The organism is Agrobacterium tumefaciens, from assembly GCA_025560025.1.
Lineage (GTDB): Bacteria > Pseudomonadota > Alphaproteobacteria > Rhizobiales > Rhizobiaceae > Agrobacterium.
Genome location: CP048485.1, coordinates 1,696,834 through 1,715,673 on the forward strand (window position 1 = coordinate 1,696,834; position 18,840 = coordinate 1,715,673).

General features: G+C 59.6%; 17 protein-coding genes and 1 other RNA gene. 8 read left to right on the forward strand and 10 right to left on the reverse strand.

Going from position 1 to position 18,840, the window contains the following annotated elements; translation table 11 throughout:
* The first annotated feature begins 10 nt into the window (after window positions 1–10).
* Window positions 11–2,023 carry an ATP-binding protein gene (locus tag FY152_08415; protein ID UXS32109.1) on the forward strand — a complete coding sequence of 671 codons (2,013 nt, stop codon included), beginning with the start codon at window positions 11–13 and terminating at the stop codon, window positions 2,021–2,023.
* A 9-nt stretch (window positions 2,024–2,032) separates the two neighbouring features.
* On the opposite strand, the gene miaA is transcribed toward FY152_08415, so the two are convergent.
* Entirely contained in the window at window positions 2,033–2,929 is an 897-nt protein-coding gene (gene miaA, locus FY152_08420; GenBank protein UXS32110.1) for a tRNA (adenosine(37)-N6)-dimethylallyltransferase MiaA, read from the reverse strand.
* On the opposite strand from miaA, the gene serB reads away from it, so the two are divergent.
* Both serB and FY152_08430 read left to right on the forward strand, forming a co-directional pair.
* Entirely contained in the window at window positions 2,928–3,818 is an 891-nt protein-coding gene (gene serB / locus FY152_08425; protein UXS32111.1) for a phosphoserine phosphatase SerB, read from the forward strand. The genes miaA and serB overlap by 2 nt on opposite strands.
* Complete coding sequence (locus FY152_08430) at window positions 3,815–4,387, forward strand: GNAT family N-acetyltransferase (protein ID UXS32112.1); 573 nt, start codon at window positions 3,815–3,817, stop codon at window positions 4,385–4,387. The genes serB and FY152_08430 overlap by 4 nt, the downstream gene beginning before the upstream one ends.
* A gap of 28 nt (window positions 4,388–4,415) precedes the next feature.
* On the opposite strand, the gene FY152_08435 is transcribed toward FY152_08430, so the two are convergent.
* The 7 genes from FY152_08435 to FY152_08465 all read right to left on the reverse strand — a co-directional run bounded on the left by FY152_08435 (window position 4,416) and on the right by FY152_08465 (window position 10,924).
* Complete coding sequence (locus FY152_08435; protein ID UXS32113.1) at window positions 4,416–5,165, reverse strand: SDR family oxidoreductase; 750 nt, start codon at window positions 5,163–5,165, stop codon at window positions 4,416–4,418.
* Between the two features lie 90 nt (window positions 5,166–5,255).
* Complete coding sequence (locus tag FY152_08440) at window positions 5,256–6,797, reverse strand: Do family serine endopeptidase (GenBank protein ID UXS32114.1); 1,542 nt, start codon at window positions 6,795–6,797, stop codon at window positions 5,256–5,258.
* Between the two features lie 225 nt (window positions 6,798–7,022).
* On the reverse strand, window positions 7,023–7,940 hold the full coding sequence (locus FY152_08445; GenBank protein ID UXS32115.1) for a protease modulator HflC: 918 nt from the start codon (window positions 7,938–7,940) through the stop codon (window positions 7,023–7,025).
* Between the two features lies 1 nt (window position 7,941).
* Window positions 7,942–9,063: an FtsH protease activity modulator HflK gene (gene hflK, locus FY152_08450; protein ID UXS32116.1), complete on the reverse strand. Its 1,122-nt coding sequence runs from the start codon at window positions 9,061–9,063 to the stop codon at window positions 7,942–7,944.
* Between the two features lie 143 nt (window positions 9,064–9,206).
* On the reverse strand, window positions 9,207–9,734 hold the full coding sequence (locus tag FY152_08455) for a dihydrofolate reductase (protein UXS32117.1): 528 nt from the start codon (window positions 9,732–9,734) through the stop codon (window positions 9,207–9,209).
* Complete coding sequence (locus FY152_08460; protein UXS32118.1) at window positions 9,731–10,525, reverse strand: thymidylate synthase; 795 nt, start codon at window positions 10,523–10,525, stop codon at window positions 9,731–9,733. Before FY152_08460 ends, FY152_08455 begins: the two co-directional genes overlap by 4 nt.
* A gap of 90 nt (window positions 10,526–10,615) precedes the next feature.
* Window positions 10,616–10,924: a DUF2853 family protein gene (locus tag FY152_08465; protein ID UXS32119.1), complete on the reverse strand. Its 309-nt coding sequence runs from the start codon at window positions 10,922–10,924 to the stop codon at window positions 10,616–10,618.
* 142 nt (window positions 10,925–11,066) lie between these two features.
* Between FY152_08465 and ssrA the strand changes: the two genes are divergently transcribed.
* The 5 genes from ssrA (at window position 11,067) to FY152_08490 (ending at window position 13,284) form a co-directional block, all read left to right on the forward strand.
* Window positions 11,067–11,439: a transfer-messenger RNA gene (gene ssrA / locus FY152_08470) on the forward strand.
* Window positions 11,440–11,668: 229 nt separating this feature from the next.
* Window positions 11,669–12,181, forward strand: coding sequence for a hypothetical protein (locus FY152_08475; GenBank protein UXS32120.1), 513 nt, complete (start codon window positions 11,669–11,671; stop codon window positions 12,179–12,181).
* 44 nt (window positions 12,182–12,225) lie between these two features.
* Window positions 12,226–12,429 (forward strand): DUF4169 family protein, encoded by a 204-nt coding sequence (locus FY152_08480; GenBank protein UXS32121.1) that lies wholly within the window; start codon window positions 12,226–12,228, stop codon window positions 12,427–12,429.
* Window positions 12,430–12,534: 105 nt separating this feature from the next.
* A complete protein-coding gene (locus FY152_08485; GenBank protein ID UXS32122.1) occupies window positions 12,535–12,744 on the forward strand; it encodes an aryl-sulfate sulfotransferase in 210 nt (69 codons plus the stop codon).
* Window positions 12,745–12,957: 213 nt separating this feature from the next.
* Window positions 12,958–13,284: a hypothetical protein gene (locus FY152_08490; GenBank protein ID UXS32123.1), complete on the forward strand. Its 327-nt coding sequence runs from the start codon at window positions 12,958–12,960 to the stop codon at window positions 13,282–13,284.
* A gap of 265 nt (window positions 13,285–13,549) precedes the next feature.
* Here FY152_08490 and FY152_08495 read toward each other — a convergent pair whose 3' ends face one another.
* Window positions 13,550–17,281 (reverse strand): AsmA family protein, encoded by a 3,732-nt coding sequence (locus tag FY152_08495; GenBank protein UXS32124.1) that lies wholly within the window; start codon window positions 17,279–17,281, stop codon window positions 13,550–13,552.
* A gap of 91 nt (window positions 17,282–17,372) precedes the next feature.
* A complete protein-coding gene (locus FY152_08500) occupies window positions 17,373–18,785 on the reverse strand; it encodes an FAD-binding protein (GenBank protein UXS32125.1) in 1,413 nt (470 codons plus the stop codon).
* Between the last annotated feature and the right edge of the window lie 55 nt (window positions 18,786–18,840).

Genomic DNA, 18,840 nt, shown 5'->3' on the forward strand with positions numbered 1-18,840 from the left:
GGGATAAGACGTGAGTAACGACGAGTTTCATAAGGCGTCCCGTATGGACGACAACGAACGGCGGTCCGGCCAGCAGCCGGCTAACCGCATGCTGGGCCGCGTCATCGCCTGTGATGGCGCCCATGCGACCATTGCCGCCGAAACCGAGATCGGCTCAACCGATGTCGCCCAGCTCTGGTCCGTCGGCCGCCTGATTTCCATCGAAATGGGAACGAGCCGGGTAGCAGCGCTGGTATATGCCATGCGCACCGGCGAAGATTCTTGGTCATCGGACAAGCCGAACAGGCTGTTGATCGACGTGGAACTCGTGGGCGAAGTCTATCGCACCGAGGACGGCAGCGAACGCTTTTCCTCCGGCATTTCCCGTTACCCCTATCTGGGCGCAGTGGCGCATCGCATCCGCACCGGCGACCTTGCCAAGATCTATGACGGCGGCAAGCGTGACAGCTGCGTCATCGGCAAGCTGACGCAGGACGACACGATCGGCGCGGCCATCAACATCCCGCAAATGCTGGCCAAACATTTCGCCGTCGTCGGATCAACGGGTGTGGGAAAGACCACGGCGGTTACCCTGCTGTTGAACAAGGCGATCGAGACGGACCCCAAGCTGCGCGTCCTCATTCTCGATCCGCACAATGAATTTGCGGCCGCTTTTCCCGATCATTCGGTTGTTATTGACACCGATACGCTCGACCTTCCCTTCTGGCTGATGCGGCTCGAGGAATTCGCAGAAGTGATTTTCCGCGGCCGCAAGCCAGTTCCGGAAGAGATGGATGTTCTGCGCGAGATCATTCCGGAAGCGAAAAAGGCATTTCGCGGCACAGATGGCTCCGCCGTGCGCCGCACAACGGACAAGAGCGCGATCACGCCGGATACGCCGGTTCCTTACCGCATGGCCGACCTCCTGGCCCTTGTCGACGAGCGTATCGGACGGCTGGAAGGGCGCGGGGAAAAACCGGTATTGCGTTCCCTGAAGGGTCGCATCCTCTCGGCCATCAACGACACGCGCTATAATTTCATGTTCTCCAGCAATACGATCAGCGATAATATTCTGGAAACGGTGGCGCATATCTTCCGTATTCCCGGAGAAGGCAGGCCGATTTCGGTTTTCCAGCTGTCCGGCATCCCCTCCGAGGTGGTGAACTCGGTGGTTTCCGTCCTCTGCCGCATGTCCTTCGAGCTCGCAGTATTGGCGCGCGGTTCGCTGCATATGCTGGTGGTTTGCGAAGAAGCGCACCGTTATGTTCCGGCAGACCCCGAGCGTGGCTTTTTCCCCACCCGTCAATCAATCGCCCAGATCGCCAAGGAAGGCCGTAAATACGGCATCTCACTCGGCGTCATCAGCCAGCGGCCGAGCGAACTCGACCAGACCATCCTGTCTCAGTGCTCGACCGTTTTCGCCATGCGGCTGTCGAACGAGATCGACCAGAAGATCATTCTGTCCGCCGTACCGAATGCATCGACCTCAACCACCAGCTTTTTGTCGTCCATCGGCAATGGCGAGGCCATCGCCTTTGGCGAAGCGGTGGGTGTGCCAATGCGCATGCGCTTCGACCGCGTTCCCATGGCCAAATTGCCGAAGGCAAGCGGCGCGGTCAGCCATACGCCCCATGAAACGCCCGATACGGTCGACCTGAACAGCATCGTCACCCGCATGCGCGCCACGGCCAAACCGGTCATCACCGGTTTTCAGCAAAGTGTCGAGGCAGCCTTTTCCGATCCGCCGGAGTCCATTGCCGGCCTCAAAGAAACGGACGACATGGATCGCTGGAAACGCGAATTGGGGACGGCTGCAACGGAAGGCTACGAGCCTTATCGTCCGGACATGCTGCCTGGACGAGCGCCGTCAGCACCGCAAGATCCGCCGACAGGGGCCGATACCGCCTCCGACGCCGTTAACGACCTGCGCAGGGCCGGTTTCCAGATGCAGACGCAGAATGGCCCGCCTCCCGGCGATACTCGCCCGTCGCTGAGGGAAAGCCTGCTGAAGAAGCCGCTCGGCAGCCTCTACCGCAAGGATTGACACCGGCGTTCATGGCTTAAGCCGCGCCCAGTCTTCCCCCATCTGATTGCGGAACCAAGTCATCTGCCGCTTGGCATATTGGCGGGTGGCAGCCGCCGATTTTTCGATCACCTCCGCCTCACTCATGCGGCCGGCCAGCATATCGGCAATCTGAGAAACGCCGATCGCCTTCATCGCGGTCGCATCGGGCGCAAGATTGAGAGCGAGAAGAGCTTTCACCTCCTCCACCGCGCCGCTCTCCATCATGGTTTCAAACCGCCGGTTGATGCGATCATGCAGCACCGGCCTGTCCGGTAAAACCACGATTTTTTGCGCCCGCTCGGGATCGATGATCACCGGACCACTCGCCTTCTGGAAATCCCGGATCGACTTTCCGGTCGCCTCGATGACCTCCAGCGCCCGGACGATCCGCTGGCCGTCCCCCGGCTGAAGCCCTTCAGCCATAGCTGGATCAAGACGCGACAACTCCGCGTGGAGAACCGCAGGCCCCTCTTCGATCAAACGGGACCGCAGCCTCTCGCGTATATCGTCCGGAATGGCGGGCATATCGGACAGGCCGCCCGTCAGCGCCTTGAAATAAAGTCCTGTGCCACCGACGATGACCGGAAAGCGTCCTTGCTTGCGCAAATCGGGAAGCAGGGCCGAAATCTCACGCAGCCATTCGCCTGTCGAATAGAGGCTGCTTGCCGGTACATGGCCGTAAAGCAGATGCGGCACGCCCTCCATCTCGTCTTCGGATGGCCGGGCGGTCAGCACCCGCAGCGTGTCGTAAACCTGCATGCTGTCGGCATTGATGACGACACCGCCCCGCTCCCGTGCCAAACGAAGCGCAAGCGCGGACTTGCCGCTTGCCGTCGGGCCGGTTATCAGGATCGCATCAAAATTCTCATCAAGGTTTTTCATCATGGCTTTCGTTGCCACGCTTATCGCCAATCCGTCAAATCCTGTTCTGACACCGGCCCTCGGCGAAGCCGCCGCAAAGGCCGTCAACGCATCCGGCCTCTATTGGCTGGCCGATGGCATTGCCTGCGATATTGCACTGCCCGAAGGAACGGACATGGAGGCGGCGGATCGTCTTCTGCGAATGGCAATCGTTGATCGGAAAATCGACATCGTCATCCAGGAACAGGATAAGCGCCGCAAGAAGCTCCTGATCGCCGATATGGATTCGACCATGATCGGCCAGGAATGCATTGATGAGCTGGCCGCCGAAGTCGGCCTCAAGGAAAAGGTTTCCGCAATCACCGCCCGTGCCATGAATGGCGAGATCGCCTTCGAACCGGCACTCCGGGAACGTGTGGCGCTGCTGAAGGGCCTGCCGGTTTCGGTGGTCGACGATGTCATCGAAAAGCGCATCACCCTCACTCCGGGCGGCAAAGAGCTGATCGCCACCATGAAGGCCAAGGGTTATTACACCGCCCTCGTTTCCGGCGGTTTCACCGTCTTCACCGGCCCTGTGGCCGCCATGCTCGGTTTCGACGAGAACCGCGCCAATCTGCTCGGCGAAGCCAATGGCGAGCTTGACGGCACCGTTGCCGAACCCATCCTCGGCAAACAGGCCAAGGTGGATGCGCTGAACGATATCGCCACAAAGCTCGGTATATCGCCCGAAGAGGCGATGGCGGTCGGCGATGGCGCCAATGATCTCGGCATGCTGCACCTAGCTGGTGCCGGCGTCGCCCTGCACGCCAAGCCGGCTGTGGCCGCCGAGGCGCAGATGCGCATCGACCATGGCGATCTCACCGCGCTGCTTTACATTCAGGGCTACCGCAAGACGGATTTTGTCATTCCATGATCATCCGTGAGACACAAAGGCTCATTCTGCGCGAGTGGAAGGAGAGCGACCGTAACCTGTTCCGTGAAATCAATGCCGACGAAAAGGTGATGGAATTTTTCCCCTTCCGTCGCAGCCATGCGGAAGCGGACGCGGTTCTGGAAACCATCAATGGCATGATCCGTGGCAGCGGTTACGGCTTTTATGCCATGGAACTGCGCGAGACCGGCGAAGTCATGGGCTTTTGCGGTATCTCCCCCGTGATGAACCTCGATCCGCCCTTCCTGATCGGAACAATGGAGATCGGCTGGCGGCTCGCCACCCGCTACTGGGGCCATGGCTATGTCACCGAAGCCGCGCAATCGCTGCTCGTCATGGCCTTCGATGAAAAGGAGACGCCGGAAATCGTCTCCTTTGCCGTCCATGATAACCAGCGTTCGACGCGCGTGATGGAGCGCATTGGCCTGAAGCGTGACCCCTCGCGCGACTTCGACCATCCGCGCGTGCCGGAAGATACCCATCCGCATCTGCGCCCTCACGTCACCTATGCGCTGACGCTGGAGGAATGGCGGAAACGACAGGCGCGGTAACGCCGCCCACCGCCCGCCAGTTCGGTAATTATTTCACCGCCGCATTGCCGCCATCGGCAAACAGGGCCGATCCGGCAACGAAGCTCGACATCGGGCTGGAGAGGAAAAGGGCGGCCTGCGCCAGCTCCTCCGGCTCCGCGATGCGTTTCATCGCATGCAGCCCCGCGGCCCACTCCTTCTGGGCTGCATCTCCCGCCATCGGCGTATCGACGCCACCCGGAAGCAGCGCATTGGCGCGAATGCCCTTGACGGCGTAATCGGCAGTAATGCCTTTCACCAGCCCCATCAGCGCCGCCTTCGATGTGCCATAGGCTGCCATGCCGGGTATGCCGACACTGGTGCCGACGAAGCTGGAGATGAAGACGACCGAGCCGCCTCCCCGCTTCAACATCGCGGGGATCTGGCTGCGCACGCCAAGAAACGCGGAAGTGAGATTGGCGGCGATCACATGATCCCATTCCTCTACCGAAATCTCCGCAAGCGGCTTCATCGCCCCAACCGCACCGGCATTGTTGACGGCGATATCGAGACCGCCAAAGATGGTCATGGCTGCGTCCGTCAGGCGGGCATGGGTTTCCGCAATGCCGACATCACCCACGACGGTGTGAACGCGACCACCGGCCTGGCGAATGGCGGAAGCCACATCCTCAAGTGCCGCTGCGCCACGCGCGTTGATGATGACGGCCGCACCCTGTTCGGCAAACAGCCTTGCCGTCGCCCGGCCGATGCCGGATGACGCGCCGGTGATGATCGCAACCTTGTTTTCGAGTAATTTCATATCCTTGGCCTCCGTTCGATGGAGACCAAGAATTAAAGAGCGGCCGGCATCCCAACCACCCGATTCCTGACGGACCGAGCGAAAGGCGCTTTATTCCAGCGGCAGCGCCACAACGCGCAGATTGCCCTGGGCATCTGCAACCATCATATGCGCATTCTTGCGGCCTTCCGATTTCAGGCCGTTGATGCGCACCAGCACGTCACCCGGGACCTCCATGAAATCCTGCCCGACTTCGACGATGATATCGCCCGGTTTCATGCCCTTTTGTTCGGCCGGAGAGCCCTGATCGACGCTGGCGACAAGCACACCTTCGACACTTTCGGCAATGCCCTTCTCCGTCCGCAGCTCGTTGCTCAGAACAACGAGGTTCATGCCGAGAACACTCTGTGGCGCTTCGCGCACCTCAGGCGTCTGGTCCTGCGCCTGATCGTCGCTGCCGCCATCATCAGGTGTCACCACGCCGCCGTCGCCGTCTTCGGCCTGCGGATCATCCGTCGAGGCCTTTTCGTCCGGCGTGTCGAGCAATTGGCCGAGCTTCACCTTGAGGGTCTCTTCCTTGCCGTCGCGCAGAACAACCACATCGACTTCCTTGCCAACAGGGCTTTCCGCCACGATCCGCAGGAGGTCGCGCATCTCGTGAATATCCTTGCCGTCAAACTTCAGGACGACATCGCCGGCCACGATCGGGCCGTTTTCCACCGGACCGCCTTTGGCGACACCGGAAATCAGCGCGCCCTTTGCGCTTTCCATGCCAAGGCTTGCGGCCACGTCATCCGTGACAGGCTGCACGCGAACGCCGAGCCAGCCACGACGCGTCTCGCCGAATTCAATGAGCTGCTGCACGATATTCTGTGCGAGTTCCGTCGGAACGGCAAAACCGATACCGATCGATCCACCGCTCGGCGAAATGATCGCCGTATTGATGCCTATTACCTCACCCTTCATGTTGAAGAGCGGACCGCCGGAATTACCCTTGTTGATCGCCGCATCCGTCTGGATGAAATTGTCGTAGGGACCGGCATTGATATTACGGCCGCGCGCCGAGATGACACCGACCGTCAGCGAGCCGCCGAGGCCGAAGGGATTGCCGATGGCCATCACCCAGTCGCCGATGCGCATGCTGCGCGAATCACCGAACTTGACGGCTTTCAGCGGCGCTTTCGGCTCCACCTTCAAGACGGACAGGTCGGTCTTCGTATCGGTGCCGACCAGCGTCGCCTTGAGCTTAGAGCCATTCGGGAAAATCACCTCGATGGCATCCGCGCCCTCGATGACGTGATTGTTGGTGACGACATAACCGGCCGGATCGATAACGAAGCCGGAGCCCAGAGAACTGACCTTTTCGCCGCCTTCAGGCTTCTGGCTGTCGAAATAATCCTTGAAGAATTCCTGAAAGGGAGAACCGTCCGGCAGCTTCGGCGGAACAGGCCCCTTGCCGTCGGTCTTGACGTTCTGCGAGGTGGAAATATTCACCACCGCATCCAGAAGCGGCTCGGCAAGATCGGCCACCGATTCCGGCCCATGGCTCTGCGCTCTCGCAGCAACCGGAGCCGAAAGGCTACCCGCCACAAGCGCGATGCCCGCGACTGCGGCAATGCTGCTGCGAAAAGGCGAAAGAAGGGTCACGGCCATAAGCGTCCTCGCGTTTCAAATAGTCTCGCCTTGCATATATCGACAAAGCATAAGGCGGAATGATGAAGTGTAAAAATACCTTTTCGTGAACAGGCTGGTGACGCCTTGCCCTGCCCACAGCATTGGCACGAAAACCGAGTCAAAGGAAAGAGCTGGCCAAAACCAGTCCCGCCAAAAAGAAAGGGCCGGTCAAAACCGGCCCTTTCAACATCAGTTGATCCGCTATCAGTTCGCCGGTGCCGGCGCAGCAGGCGCCGTAGACGGCGTGCCGTTGATGTCGTTGAAATAACGGAAGAAGGTCGAATCCGGGGACAGAACCAGCGTCGTGCCGTTTCCGCTCAGCGAATTGGCATAGGCAGCCATCGAACGATAGAACTCGAAGAAGCTCGGATCGCGCTGGAAAGCCTCACCGAAGACCCGGTTCCGTTCCGCATCGCCCTCACCGCGCAGCACTTCAGACTGGCGACGCGCATCGGATTCGAATTCCACCACCTGACGGTCGGCAATAGCGCGGCGACGCTGTGCCTCTTCATTACCGCGGGCGCGGATCAGTTCGGCTTCGGCCAGACGTTCCGACTTCATGCGCTCGAAGGTCTGCTGGGACACTTCCTGCGTCAGATCGGTACGGCGGATGCGGACATCCACAATGCTGATGCCAAGCGATTCCGCATCGGGACGCAGATCGTCGCGCACTTCCTGCATCATAGATGCACGCGCATCCGAGAGTGCGGATTCAAAGCCGCGCAGACCGTAGACCCGGCGCAGCGACGCGTCGAGACGGGTGCGAAGCCGCGATTCGGCCGACATCTGGTCACCCGAGACCGTCTGCCGGAAACGGCGCGCATCCGTGATGCGATAAACGACGAAGGCATCAACCTCGTAGAACTTGCCGCCGGAAACCTGAACACGGATATTGTCGTGATCGAAGCGCAGGGCCCGGTTCTCGACATATTGCACCCGGTCGGCATCCATGAAGGCGAAGGGCAGCTTGAAATAGAGGCCCGGCGCGGTTTTCACATCCTGGATCTGACCGAAGCGTACGACGATGGCCTGCTGGCGCTCGTTGACGACGAAGATCGAGGAATAGCCGAAGAAAAGCAGAACGGCGAGACCGACGAGAACGGCCGTAAGACGGTTGCTCATATCAGTTGCCTCCCTGCTGTGCTGCGCCGGCATTGCCGCGCATGATCTCATTCAGAGGCAGATAAGGCACCACGCCCTGCTTTTCATCGATGATCACCTTGTTGGAGCCCTTCAGGACCTGTTCCATGGTTTCCAGGAACATGCGCTGACGGGTCACATCCGGTGCCGTGCGATATTGGTCATAGATGGAAACGAAGCGCTGCGCTTCACCCTGAGCCTCGTTGACGACACGCGATTTGTAAGCATTCGCCTCTTCGACGATCTGCGCTGCCTGACCGCGCGCGGCACCCAGCTTCTGGTTGGCGTACTGATTGGCTTCCTGAACGAAGCGATCCTCGTCCTGTTCGGCGCGCTGCACTTCATCGAAGGCATCGGCCACTTCGCGCGGCGGCGCCGCATCTTCAATGGCCACGGCATTGATGGAGATACCGGCGCCATAACCGTCCATGGTGGACTGGATGATGGTGCGCACGTCTCCCGCAATCGCCTGACGATTATCGCGGAAAATATCCTGCGCCGGACGACGGCCGACGACTTCGCGCATCGCGCTTTCGGAAACCTGCTGCAGGGTCTCGGCCGGGCTGTCGACGTTGAAGAGATAGGATTTCGGATCGGAAACCGTATAGAGCACAGAGAACTGCACGTTGACGATGTTCTGGTCGCCCGTGAGCATCACGCCGCTCGACGAGGAAGACGAGGCGCGCGAACCGATATTCTGCTGCTGTTCGGTGACCTTGACGATTTCAACCGTCTCGATCGGCCACAGATGGAAATGCAGGCCGGGCATCGAGATTTCGTCCTTCGGACGTCCGAAACGCAGCTCCACGCCGCGCTCGTCCGGCTGGACGGTATAGATGGACTGGATTCCGAGGAACACCAGAACGACGAGAACAACAATCGCAACGGCGCCGCCATTAAAGCCACCGGGCAGGACATTTTTGAAACGGTCCTGGCTGCGCCGGATGATCTCTTCCAGATCGGGCGGGCCGCCATTGTTGCCGCCGCCACCGCCGCGAGGCCGGTTAGGCCCCTGCCCCCATGGGCCGCCACCGCCGCCCTGGTTGTTTCCTCCACCGCCGCCACCCCAAGGGCCGCCGCCGCCATTCTGATTGCTCCAGGGCATCAATACCTCTTTATAAAAGCCTCTCCCGGTTCCGTTCGTAAGCGAATGCTCGCGTGCGGCGGGAATATCGACCCGTTATAGGAAGGAGAAGCGTCCGTTTCAACGCAGAGGTGGTAACTAAATACCCAATCAGGGTAAATAGTTCACTTTGACGCGGCTCTTCGCAAATAAGTGGTGAACAGAACCGGATAATTGTCGCTTTCCCCTGCGGGAGCGGCACTTTCCTCGATTTTTTCAAAGACGGCCGGATCGATTTCCGGAAAAAAAGTGTCGCCATCGAGCTTTACCGCCACATGGGTGACGGAAAGTTGATCGGCAAAGGGCATGGCCTGACGGTAAATCTCACCGCCGCCGGCCACAAAAACCTCATCCACGCCCAGTTCCGCGGCCTTGGCTTTTGCAAGTTTCAGGGCCTCATCCAGCGACGAAACGACATCCACACCTGCCGGCCTGTAGTCGGCATTGCGACTGACGATGATATGCGGCCGCCCCGGCAAAGGGCGCTCGCCCACGGACAGGAATGTCTTCCGACCCATGATGAGCGGTTTGCCCATCGTCATCGCCTTGAAGCGCTTGAGGTCGGTGGAAAGCTTCCACGGCATGTCGAGATCGCGGCCGATAACGCCGTTTTCCGAGACCGCAACGATGAGGGTAACACGCGGCTCGCTCATACCGCGATCGGCGCCTTGATGCTTGAATCGGCCTCGTAATTCTCAAGCGTAAAGTCGTCGAACTTAAAGGCGAAAAGGTCCTTGACGTCAGGATTGAGGCGCATCGTCGGCAAGGCCTTCGGCGTGCGCGTCATCTGCAGCCGCGCCTGCTCGAAATGGTTGGCATAGATATGCGCATCGCCGAGCGTGTGGACGAAATCGCCCGGCTTCAGGCCGGTGACCTGCGCCACCATCAGCGTCAGAAGCGCATAGGATGCGATGTTAAAGGGCACGCCGAGGAAAATATCGGCCGAGCGCTGGTAAAGCTGGCAGGACAGCCTGCCGTCCGAGACATAGAACTGGAACAGGCAATGGCAGGGCGGCAACGCCATCTCGTCCACCAGCGCCGGGTTCCATGCCGAAACGATATGACGGCGGGAATTGGGATTGGTTTTGAGTGCCTCGATCAGAAGCGCGATCTGATCGATATGGCGGCCATCAGGTGCCGGCCATGAGCGCCACTGCGCGCCATAGACCGGGCCGAGATCGCCATTCTCGTCGGCCCACTCGTCCCAGATGGAAACGCCGTTTTCCTTGAGATAGGCAATATTGGTGTCGCCCTTCAGGAACCACAGCAGTTCATGGATGATGGAGCGCAGATGCAGCTTCTTGGTGGTCAGAACCGGAAAACCTTCGGAAAGGTCGAAACGCATCTGGTAACCGAAGACAGAGCGCGTGCCCGTACCGGTGCGGTCTCCGCGGTCGGAGCCGGTTTCCATCACATGCCGGAGAAGATCGAGATATTGTTTCATGCGTTCTGCCGCCGATTCCCTGATATCCAGGGAATATAATAGCACAGGGCGGCAGAACCAATCATCTAATGCGGGCTTATCCCCGTTAAATCAAAGCGACTGGAGTTTGCCCAGTTCCTTGGCGACAAGGTAATAGAAGGTCACGCGCGACTTGGAGCGGTCTGCGGCCATGGCCTTGGCGACAGCATCGATCGCCTGATCGGCGCTGCCATCGGTCACACCGAGCTTCTTGCCGCACCAGCTCGCCTTCACACGCGCAAGCTCTTCCGGATCGGAAGCGGACACCAGCGAGGAATCCCGGTTGCGCAAGGCAATGCCGAGATGTTTGACGATCTTGCCGACAATGGCTTCGTCGGCTGCTGCATCGTATTTCTTCACATCTGCGAGATAGTCGGTCATGTCCACTCCTTCGTGTGTCCCCGGCCCGGTGTTGCTTCTGGTGACCGGTTGCATGGAGAATGTGTCAGCAATCTCCCGTCGTCAAGAATAGTCTAAATTGCCGGGGCCAAACACGAAACCTTTTCATGGAATTGTCATCGCCCCCCTTTTCTCGGGGACGGGAAACGCCTATATGAGCCTTGCCGGGGCAACCCGGCTATGGCGATAAACGGTCGGTGTAATAAACCTATTGGACCCGGGGGCGGTACCCGGCGCCTCCACCAAAAACCGGCGGGCTTTGCAAGATCGAGGCCGGCTTTTGATGGGGGCGAAATAGGATCGACAAGGGCGTAAAGATCGAACTTTTGCTCGGCATGATACCGCCGTTATCGGGTCACAAGTGTAGTTGCAAACGACAACAACGCTAAGGAATACGCTCTCGCTGCCTAATGGCGGTGCGGGAATTCCGCTCTAAGTCCTCACGGTTAGCCCCGTGAGGCGGGGTTCGGAGGTACCTGGCAACAGAAACCTCCACCTTCTCCATTTTGCCTGAATTGGTTATATGATAGCTGACTTGTGATCGGCATCGGCTTTTCCGTTGCTGCCGTTCAGGACATTGCGTATACTTGGGCAACGCGTAGCCGTCAGGATCGAAATTGATCCTGGCTCAAGGATTACGCAAAAATTCAAAGTGTTACAGCGTCCCTGGCGTGCATGACGCGCCGTGCATTAAAAGACGTTCGAATAAGGGAAAGACAGGACCGCATGGGGCAGGATCATATCCGTTACGACATTCTCGCACAGGATGCCCTTCGCGGCGTTATTCGTAAAGTTTTGGGTGAAGTGGCCGCAACCGGCCGCCTGCCCGGCGACCATCATTTTTTCATCACCTTCCTGACCGGCGCGCCCGGGGTGCGGATTTCCCAGCACCTCAAGGCAAAATATGCCGAGCAGATGACCATCGTCATCCAGCACCAGTTCTGGGACCTGAAGGTTACCGAAACCGGCTTCGAAATCGGCCTGTCCTTCTCGGATACGCCGGAAAAGCTGGTCATTCCGTATAATGCCATTCGCGGTTTCTACGATCCTTCCGTCAATTTCGAACTTGAATTCGATGTGCCCCTGGCCGATGAGGAAGAGATGGAAGACGCCGAAATCACCGCCTACCCCGTTTCCAATGAAGCAAAGCCCGCTTCCACCGCCGAAGCGCCCAAGGCCGGTGAGGAAAAGAAGGAAGGCTCCGTCGTCTCGCTGGATGCTTTCCGCAAGAAGCAATAACAGCCTCCTGCCCCACCGCGCGAAACTCAAGGAGACATATCCGCATGGCCGCCGATATCGTCAATCTGCGTCAGTTTCGAAAGCAGAAGGCCCGTAGCGAAAAAGAAAAACAGGCGGAACAGAACCGCCTGTCTTTCGGCCGCACCAAGGCGGAAAAAAACCTCACATCCGCCCTCAATGAGAAAGCCGAGAAGGCGCTGGATCAGGGACGGCTCGAAAAGGACGATGACAGGACCGAGGGGGACTGATCATCCCGCTGACCGGAGCTCCTCCCCGGGAAAATCAGAAGAGAATCACAAAACAGGGACTTACCGGCGAGACATGATTCAGATTTCCAGCCGGAGAGCGATGTGATGATCCGCAAACATTCCACGACATTGCATGGCCACCGGACCAGTATTTCGCTTGAGGATGCCTTCTGGGACGAGCTGAAAATCATCGCCGAAAAGCGCAAGATCAGTTTCGCCGCCTTGCTTGCGGAAATCGACGACAACCGGCCCGCCGACAGCAATCTGTCCTCATCCTTGCGAGTCTATGTATTGAGCTGGCTCAAGACACGCTGAGCATTTCTGGCAGCGTGTGAGATCAAAGCCCGGGCCCGAATTCCGCTTTATGGCGACTACTAATATTCCTGCTGAAAACTCGTAACGCCGTGAAAGCATTCATTAAACATTAGCTGATTAATCTGCGCTCCAAGGCATCCCCGTATTGCGTAGCCTTGCTTTCAATTTGTGTTTCAGACCTTTCCCTTTCACACCTCCGCCACGAGGCGACCTATGGTTTCTGCCGTTTCGGGAACGAACATCGCTGCTTCCGTTCTCTCGTCCTCAACCTCGTCTTCAACCGTCTCCGAACTGAAATCGCAGATTGCCGCAAAGCAGTCGGAGCTCGCCCAGACCACCGAAGCAAAAGCCCAGGAAGAGCTGAAGAGCACAATCGCATCGCTCCAGGCTGATCTCGAAACCCTCGAAAACAGCGCCGGCAAATCGTCCTCCTCGGGCGAAAGCGCGGATAGGCTGAGCCTGTCTGGCGAAAGCAGCAGGATCGGCACCAAAAATTTCGACGCCGACACGCCCTTTGGCGAGCGCGAAAGCTGGATTTGACGGGCTGTCTGAGCTCGTCCGGTAAAGTAGCTGAAAGGGCAGGCTCCAGAGCGCGTCGAAATGCGCCCTGAGACAGGGTTGTGTGCCTCAACTTCTCTCCCAAACGCACCGTCATCCTCGGGCCTGACCCGAGGATCCATGATCGCGTCCGGTTGTGGATCCTCGGGTCAAGCCCGAGGATGACGGCGCGTTTCAACTGCGCGTTTGGGAGAGAAGTTCAATACTTCTGCAACCGGCGGAACGATTGCTGCCCGTCGCGAGAAACTTACGGATTAGCCGGCGCGTTTTCCGGCGCCAGTTCCCTGATGGCGTTCTCCGTCGGCGGCACAATCAACACCGGTGCGGACTGCGGCTCGGGAACGGGTTGTTGCTGTTGCTGTTGCTGTTGCTGTTGCTGTTGCTGTTGTTGCTGCAACCGCTCCTGCTGTTCCTTTTCCTGCCGAAGGCGCTCCTCGGCCGCAGCCTTCAGCCGCGCCTCCTCTTCCGCCTTGGCCTTGGCCTCCGCCTCTAGGCGATCCTTCTCCGCCTGACGTTCCGCCGCCTCAAAACGGTAGAGCGCCACTTCTCGGCGCAGGCGCTGCTTCTCAAGAACGCTCGCCTGCATGGCCTCCACCCGGCGGCGCTCCTTTTCGAAAGCCCTGAGCGACAGATAATTGCTGAGCGCCGAAACATCGGTCGTCAAAGCCGGTGCGGCAAGCGGACCGGTGTAATTCAGGCGCACTAACGGTTCGGCCCCGGCGACCGTCTCCGTGCCGGGATTGAAGAGAAGATCAAGGTCGCCATTCACGGTCGAAGCAGCAATATCCACCGTCGCATCAGCTGTCAGCTGCACCGGATCGATGCCGGCGCGCAGGTTTTGAAAATGAAGCGCGCCGCCATTCAACGAAAATGGCAAGGCCACATCGCCGAGCGCTATTTCGCCCTGCCACAGATTCTGGTCCACCAACGGCCGCACCTTGGGTGCGTCGATAGGCTGCTGCAGGCCATCCGCCGATTGCAATATCGGCGGAAAGGCACCGGGATTGAGGCCCTTCAGCGCAAGCCCGCTGGCACGGATTTCCCCCGATCCTCCCGCCGATTTCAGGATTTCGGCAAGACTTTTGCCCGTCGATTCGGCCGTAAGATCAAGTGCGATCCGCCCCGTTGCGACCGGCCCATTGGCGTTCGCCCACAATATCGGCTCCGGATTGGCATCAACCACCGCGATCTTGGTGCGGAAAATGCCTGCACCCCCGCCCGTCGACATGGCGAGCCGCCCCGTCAATTTGCCACCCATGAAGGTGCCGGCAACATCGTCGAGCGCGAGGCTGCCCTCATCATGCGTGACCTTGGCCGAAAGACCCGTGACCGTACCGAAAGGACCGGCCTCGAAACTCTCCGCTTTCAGCGACAGCGACGCCTTCAGCTGCGGGAAAGCCGGCATGGCCAGAGGCTTGGCATTGAGCGCGCCGGTTTCCGGATCGATCACCGGTCCATAGATCGCATCTCCCAGCCAGGCGAGATCGGCGGTTCTGACGGAAAGGGCGCCGGTGACGGGATAGGGAGCCACGCGGTCAACCGTCAGATTGCCCGAGAAAGGATTGCCGCCCGCCTGCCCGCCTATGCCGGAAAGGGCGATCTTTTGCCCATCCACAGCCACTTTGCCGTTGGCCTTCAGCGCCATGCCGCCGCCAAGCTGCGGCAGGCCGACCGCATTCATGATGAGATATGGCTCGATATCAGCGCTTTCGAGCGCCACATCCGCACTGCCTTCACCGAAATTGGCGGCCGAAACGGCAAAGGAGCCGTTCATCGAAAAATGCGTGCGCTCGGTCGAAAAGCGGATATCGGTCTGCGCGGGTGAACCGAGCGTGCCGTTGAGCTTGACGGAAAGAAGCCCTTCCCCATCCGCATCGAACGGCAGCGGAACAAGCCCCGCCTGCCCGAACAGGATCGCCGTCGACTGGTTTTTCAACACCGCTTCCAGCGACATCGCCGTATCGTCGGTGATCGACAGGAAATCCGGCATCTTGGCGACGGCCGAAAGCCGGCTGCCATTGACGGTGCCGGAAACCGCGACATTTGCGCCGCCATTATCGCTATTGACCGAAACATCCATGGCAAGGTCGGAATTGGCGTACCAGGGCGCACTAGCCGCCAGACGCCTGAGGAACGGATGATCAGGCAATTTCTGCTGCAGCATGGTGAAGAAAGGCTGCATGTCCGTTGCATGCAAATTCACCGTGCCCTTGCCGGCATATTTCAGCAGCGAGCCCTGCAACTGTCCCTTGGCGCGCACTTCCGCGCCGGCAATATCGCCGGCCGTCATGTTTTCAAGCGAAAGAACGCCACCCGCCATGGTAAAGGCGGTTTCCACATGATTTGCGGTTACACCCGCCATATTGAACCGGTCGGCCTTGAACTTTGCGTTGATGCGATGATCAAGAACCGAGCTACCCACCTGATCGCCGAGCGCGAGGCTGCCGAGCGCTTTCAAGGCATCGAGGTCGATCTCGTTGCCGGCAAGATCGATGGAAAGATTGGAAGTCTTGCCGTCGGAGCGCCGCTCCAGCTCACCCTTCAGCGAGGCATCGCCGATGGCAAGCTCCAGATTGTCGAAACGCTGGTTAAGCGTCGTTAGCGAGACATCGGCGGAAAAACCGGCGGCATTCAACTGGCGGATCGCCGGGTCGACGGAACCGGAAAGCCAGTTCGCCAGCCCCGAAGGCTGGTTGGAGGCAAGCAGCAAATTGCCGTTGAAGGCAGGGCCGCCGAGAAGCGTCAAAGACCCCTTGGCTTCCAGCTGCGTCCTGCCGGGCAGCGTCGCAACCGCATTCACCACCTGCCAGCCGCTGCCCTCCGGGCGCACATCCAGGCGGATATCACGAATGGTCGTATCATCGGAAACGAGCGCCGGAAGGCTGATGCTCGCCTTGCCCGGCACCGGCGGCACCGGAATACGCGCAACCATGGCCGCAAAGGCCTCGATGCGCTGGCGCACCGAGGCGGTGGGCTGGCGCGAGGTCTTGCCCGTCTGCACGACAGGTGGCGCGAAGCGGGCGACATCGATCTGCTGGCCGTCGGCCGTCAGCAGGAATTCCGGCTTGGCGCCGGTATCGAGCGTCGCTTCGCCGGTCACGACATAGGGATTTTCGCTGCCGCCGAGCTCCATGCGGTAGCTCGGGATACGCACGCTCTCATTGGTGAGTTCAAAACTGCCGCGGGTGCGCGGCGAGGAAAACAGCGATTGTCCGGCCTGCTGCTTCTGCTTTTCGTCCTCACGGAAACTGAAGGAGAAAGAACCGCTATAGGCCGGTTTTCCCGCTGTTGCGGCAATCACGCCATCGAGATCAACCTCGACCGGATGTTCGTCCGGCACCAGCCGCACCCGGAGCCCCATGCGGCCGGCGGCATAATCCGGCTCGCTGCTGGAAAGCGAGAAAGAGCCCGGATGTCCATCAACGGCAGCGCGTCCCTCGGCCTTCCACGGCCCGGCCAGCGAATTGGCGGACATGTCGGCATTGAGACCGGTCACGACACGGTTGCGGCCGGATTGCTCGTCGATGAATTCGATCTGCCCGCCTTCGATCTGTACGCTTTCCAGAACCACGGTGCGCGCGGGGATTTCCGCGCGGCTGCCGCGCATCCAGTCCAGCGTGCCATCCTTCAGCAGCCTTATCTTGGCTTTCGGTTCCTCGATGCGCATGTCGAAGATGCGCGCTTCGCCGGAGAGGAAAGGCGCAAGCTCGGCATCCATGGAAAAACGGGCGACCTGAATGAGCGGCGATCCATCCGCATCCGTTCCGGCGCGCACATCATGCAATGTCACCGAAGGGAAAGGCAGGATACGGGCTTCGACGCGGCCATGCACCACCACCTTCTTGCCGAGGATACGGCTTGCCTGATCCTCGAAATCGCGGCGGAAATCCGTCCAGTCGACGAAATAGGGAATAAGCAGCGCCGAAAACAGCACCACGGCCAGCAGTCCGCCCAGAAAAACCAGAATACGCCCGAGCACTGACCTGCATCTCCCTTCGCGAACGCTGCAAACCTATTCTTTTTTGCCTTAACGGCAAGCAGCCTTTTGTACCAATCAAATATGAGAATGATCAGACAAGACGGAACAACTTGCCCGGATTGAAGATGTTATCGGGATCGAGCGACGTTTTGATGGCACGCATCATATCCAGTGCATTTCCCGCCTCTTCGGCCAGAAAACTCATCTTGCCCTGGCCGATACCATGTTCACCGGTGCAGGTGCCGTCCATGGCGATGGCGCGGCGGTTGAGGCGGGCAACGAAGGCTTCGGTTTTCGCCACGCTTTCCGCGTCCTTGCCATCGAAGAGGATGAGGACGTGGAAGTTCCCGTCGCCCGCATGGCCGACGATCGGCGCCAGAAAGCCGTTTTCCTTGATGTCCTGCTGCGTTTCCACCACGCAATCCGCGAGCCGTGAAATCGGGACGCAGACATCGGTGGAAAGCCCGTCGAGATGGGGCGCAAGCGCGCGGGAAGCCCAGTAGGCGTCATGCCGCGCCTTCCAGAGCTTGTTGCGCTCGGCCGCGTCGCTCGTCCAGCGAAAGTCGACGCCGCCGCATTCGGCGGCAATCTCGGCGAACTGCTGCGATTGCAGTGCCGCCGTTTCCTCGGTGCCGTGGAACTCCACGAAGAGTGTCGGTTTCTCCGCGTAATTCAGGCCGGAATAGGCGTTGCAGGCCCGCACCTGCACTTCGTCCAGCAATTCGATACGGGCAACCGGAACCCCCATCTGGATCGTCATGATGACGGCATAGCAGGCCGCCTTGACGCTGTCGAAAGTGCAGACCCCGCCGGCGATCTTTTCGGGAATGCCCTGCAAGCGCAGCGTCACGGAAGTGATGACACCCAGCGTCCCCTCTGCACCGACGAAAAGCCGCGTCAGATCGTAACCGGCGGACGACTTGCGGGCACGGCGGGCGGTGCGGATTTCCTCGCCATTGGCAACGACGACGGTAACGGCCAGCACATTGTCCTTCATCGTGCCGTAACGCACGGCATTGGTACCGGAGGCCCGCGTCGAGGCCATGCCGCCGATGGAGGCATTGGCACCGGGATCGATGGGGAAGAACAGGCCGGTATCGCGCAGATAGACATTGAGGTCCTCACGCGTCACGCCCGGCTCCACCGTCACGTCAAGATCTTCGGCATTCACCTCAATGATGCGATTCATCCGGCTGAAATCGATGCAGATTCCGCCGTTCGGCGCATTCACCTGCCCTTCCAGCGAAGAGCCCGTTCCGAAAGGAATGACTGGCACCTTATGTTGCGCGCAGACCTTTACCACGGCCTTCACATCGTCCGCACTTTCGGCAAAAACGACGCCGTCAGGCGCCTGCAGGGTCAGATAGGTGGTGGTGTGGCCGTGCTGCTCGCGAAACGCCTGTCCGGTCTGGAGCCTGTCGCCGAGCTGCTGCTTCAACACCGCGAGTGCCGACGCGATGCCCTCTTCGTTCCGCTTTCCCGCCACCACATCTTTCAGCGCCATCGTCCGTCTCCACCGCAACATCTGCCCGTAACGGATTCGATCCGTTACGAAATTC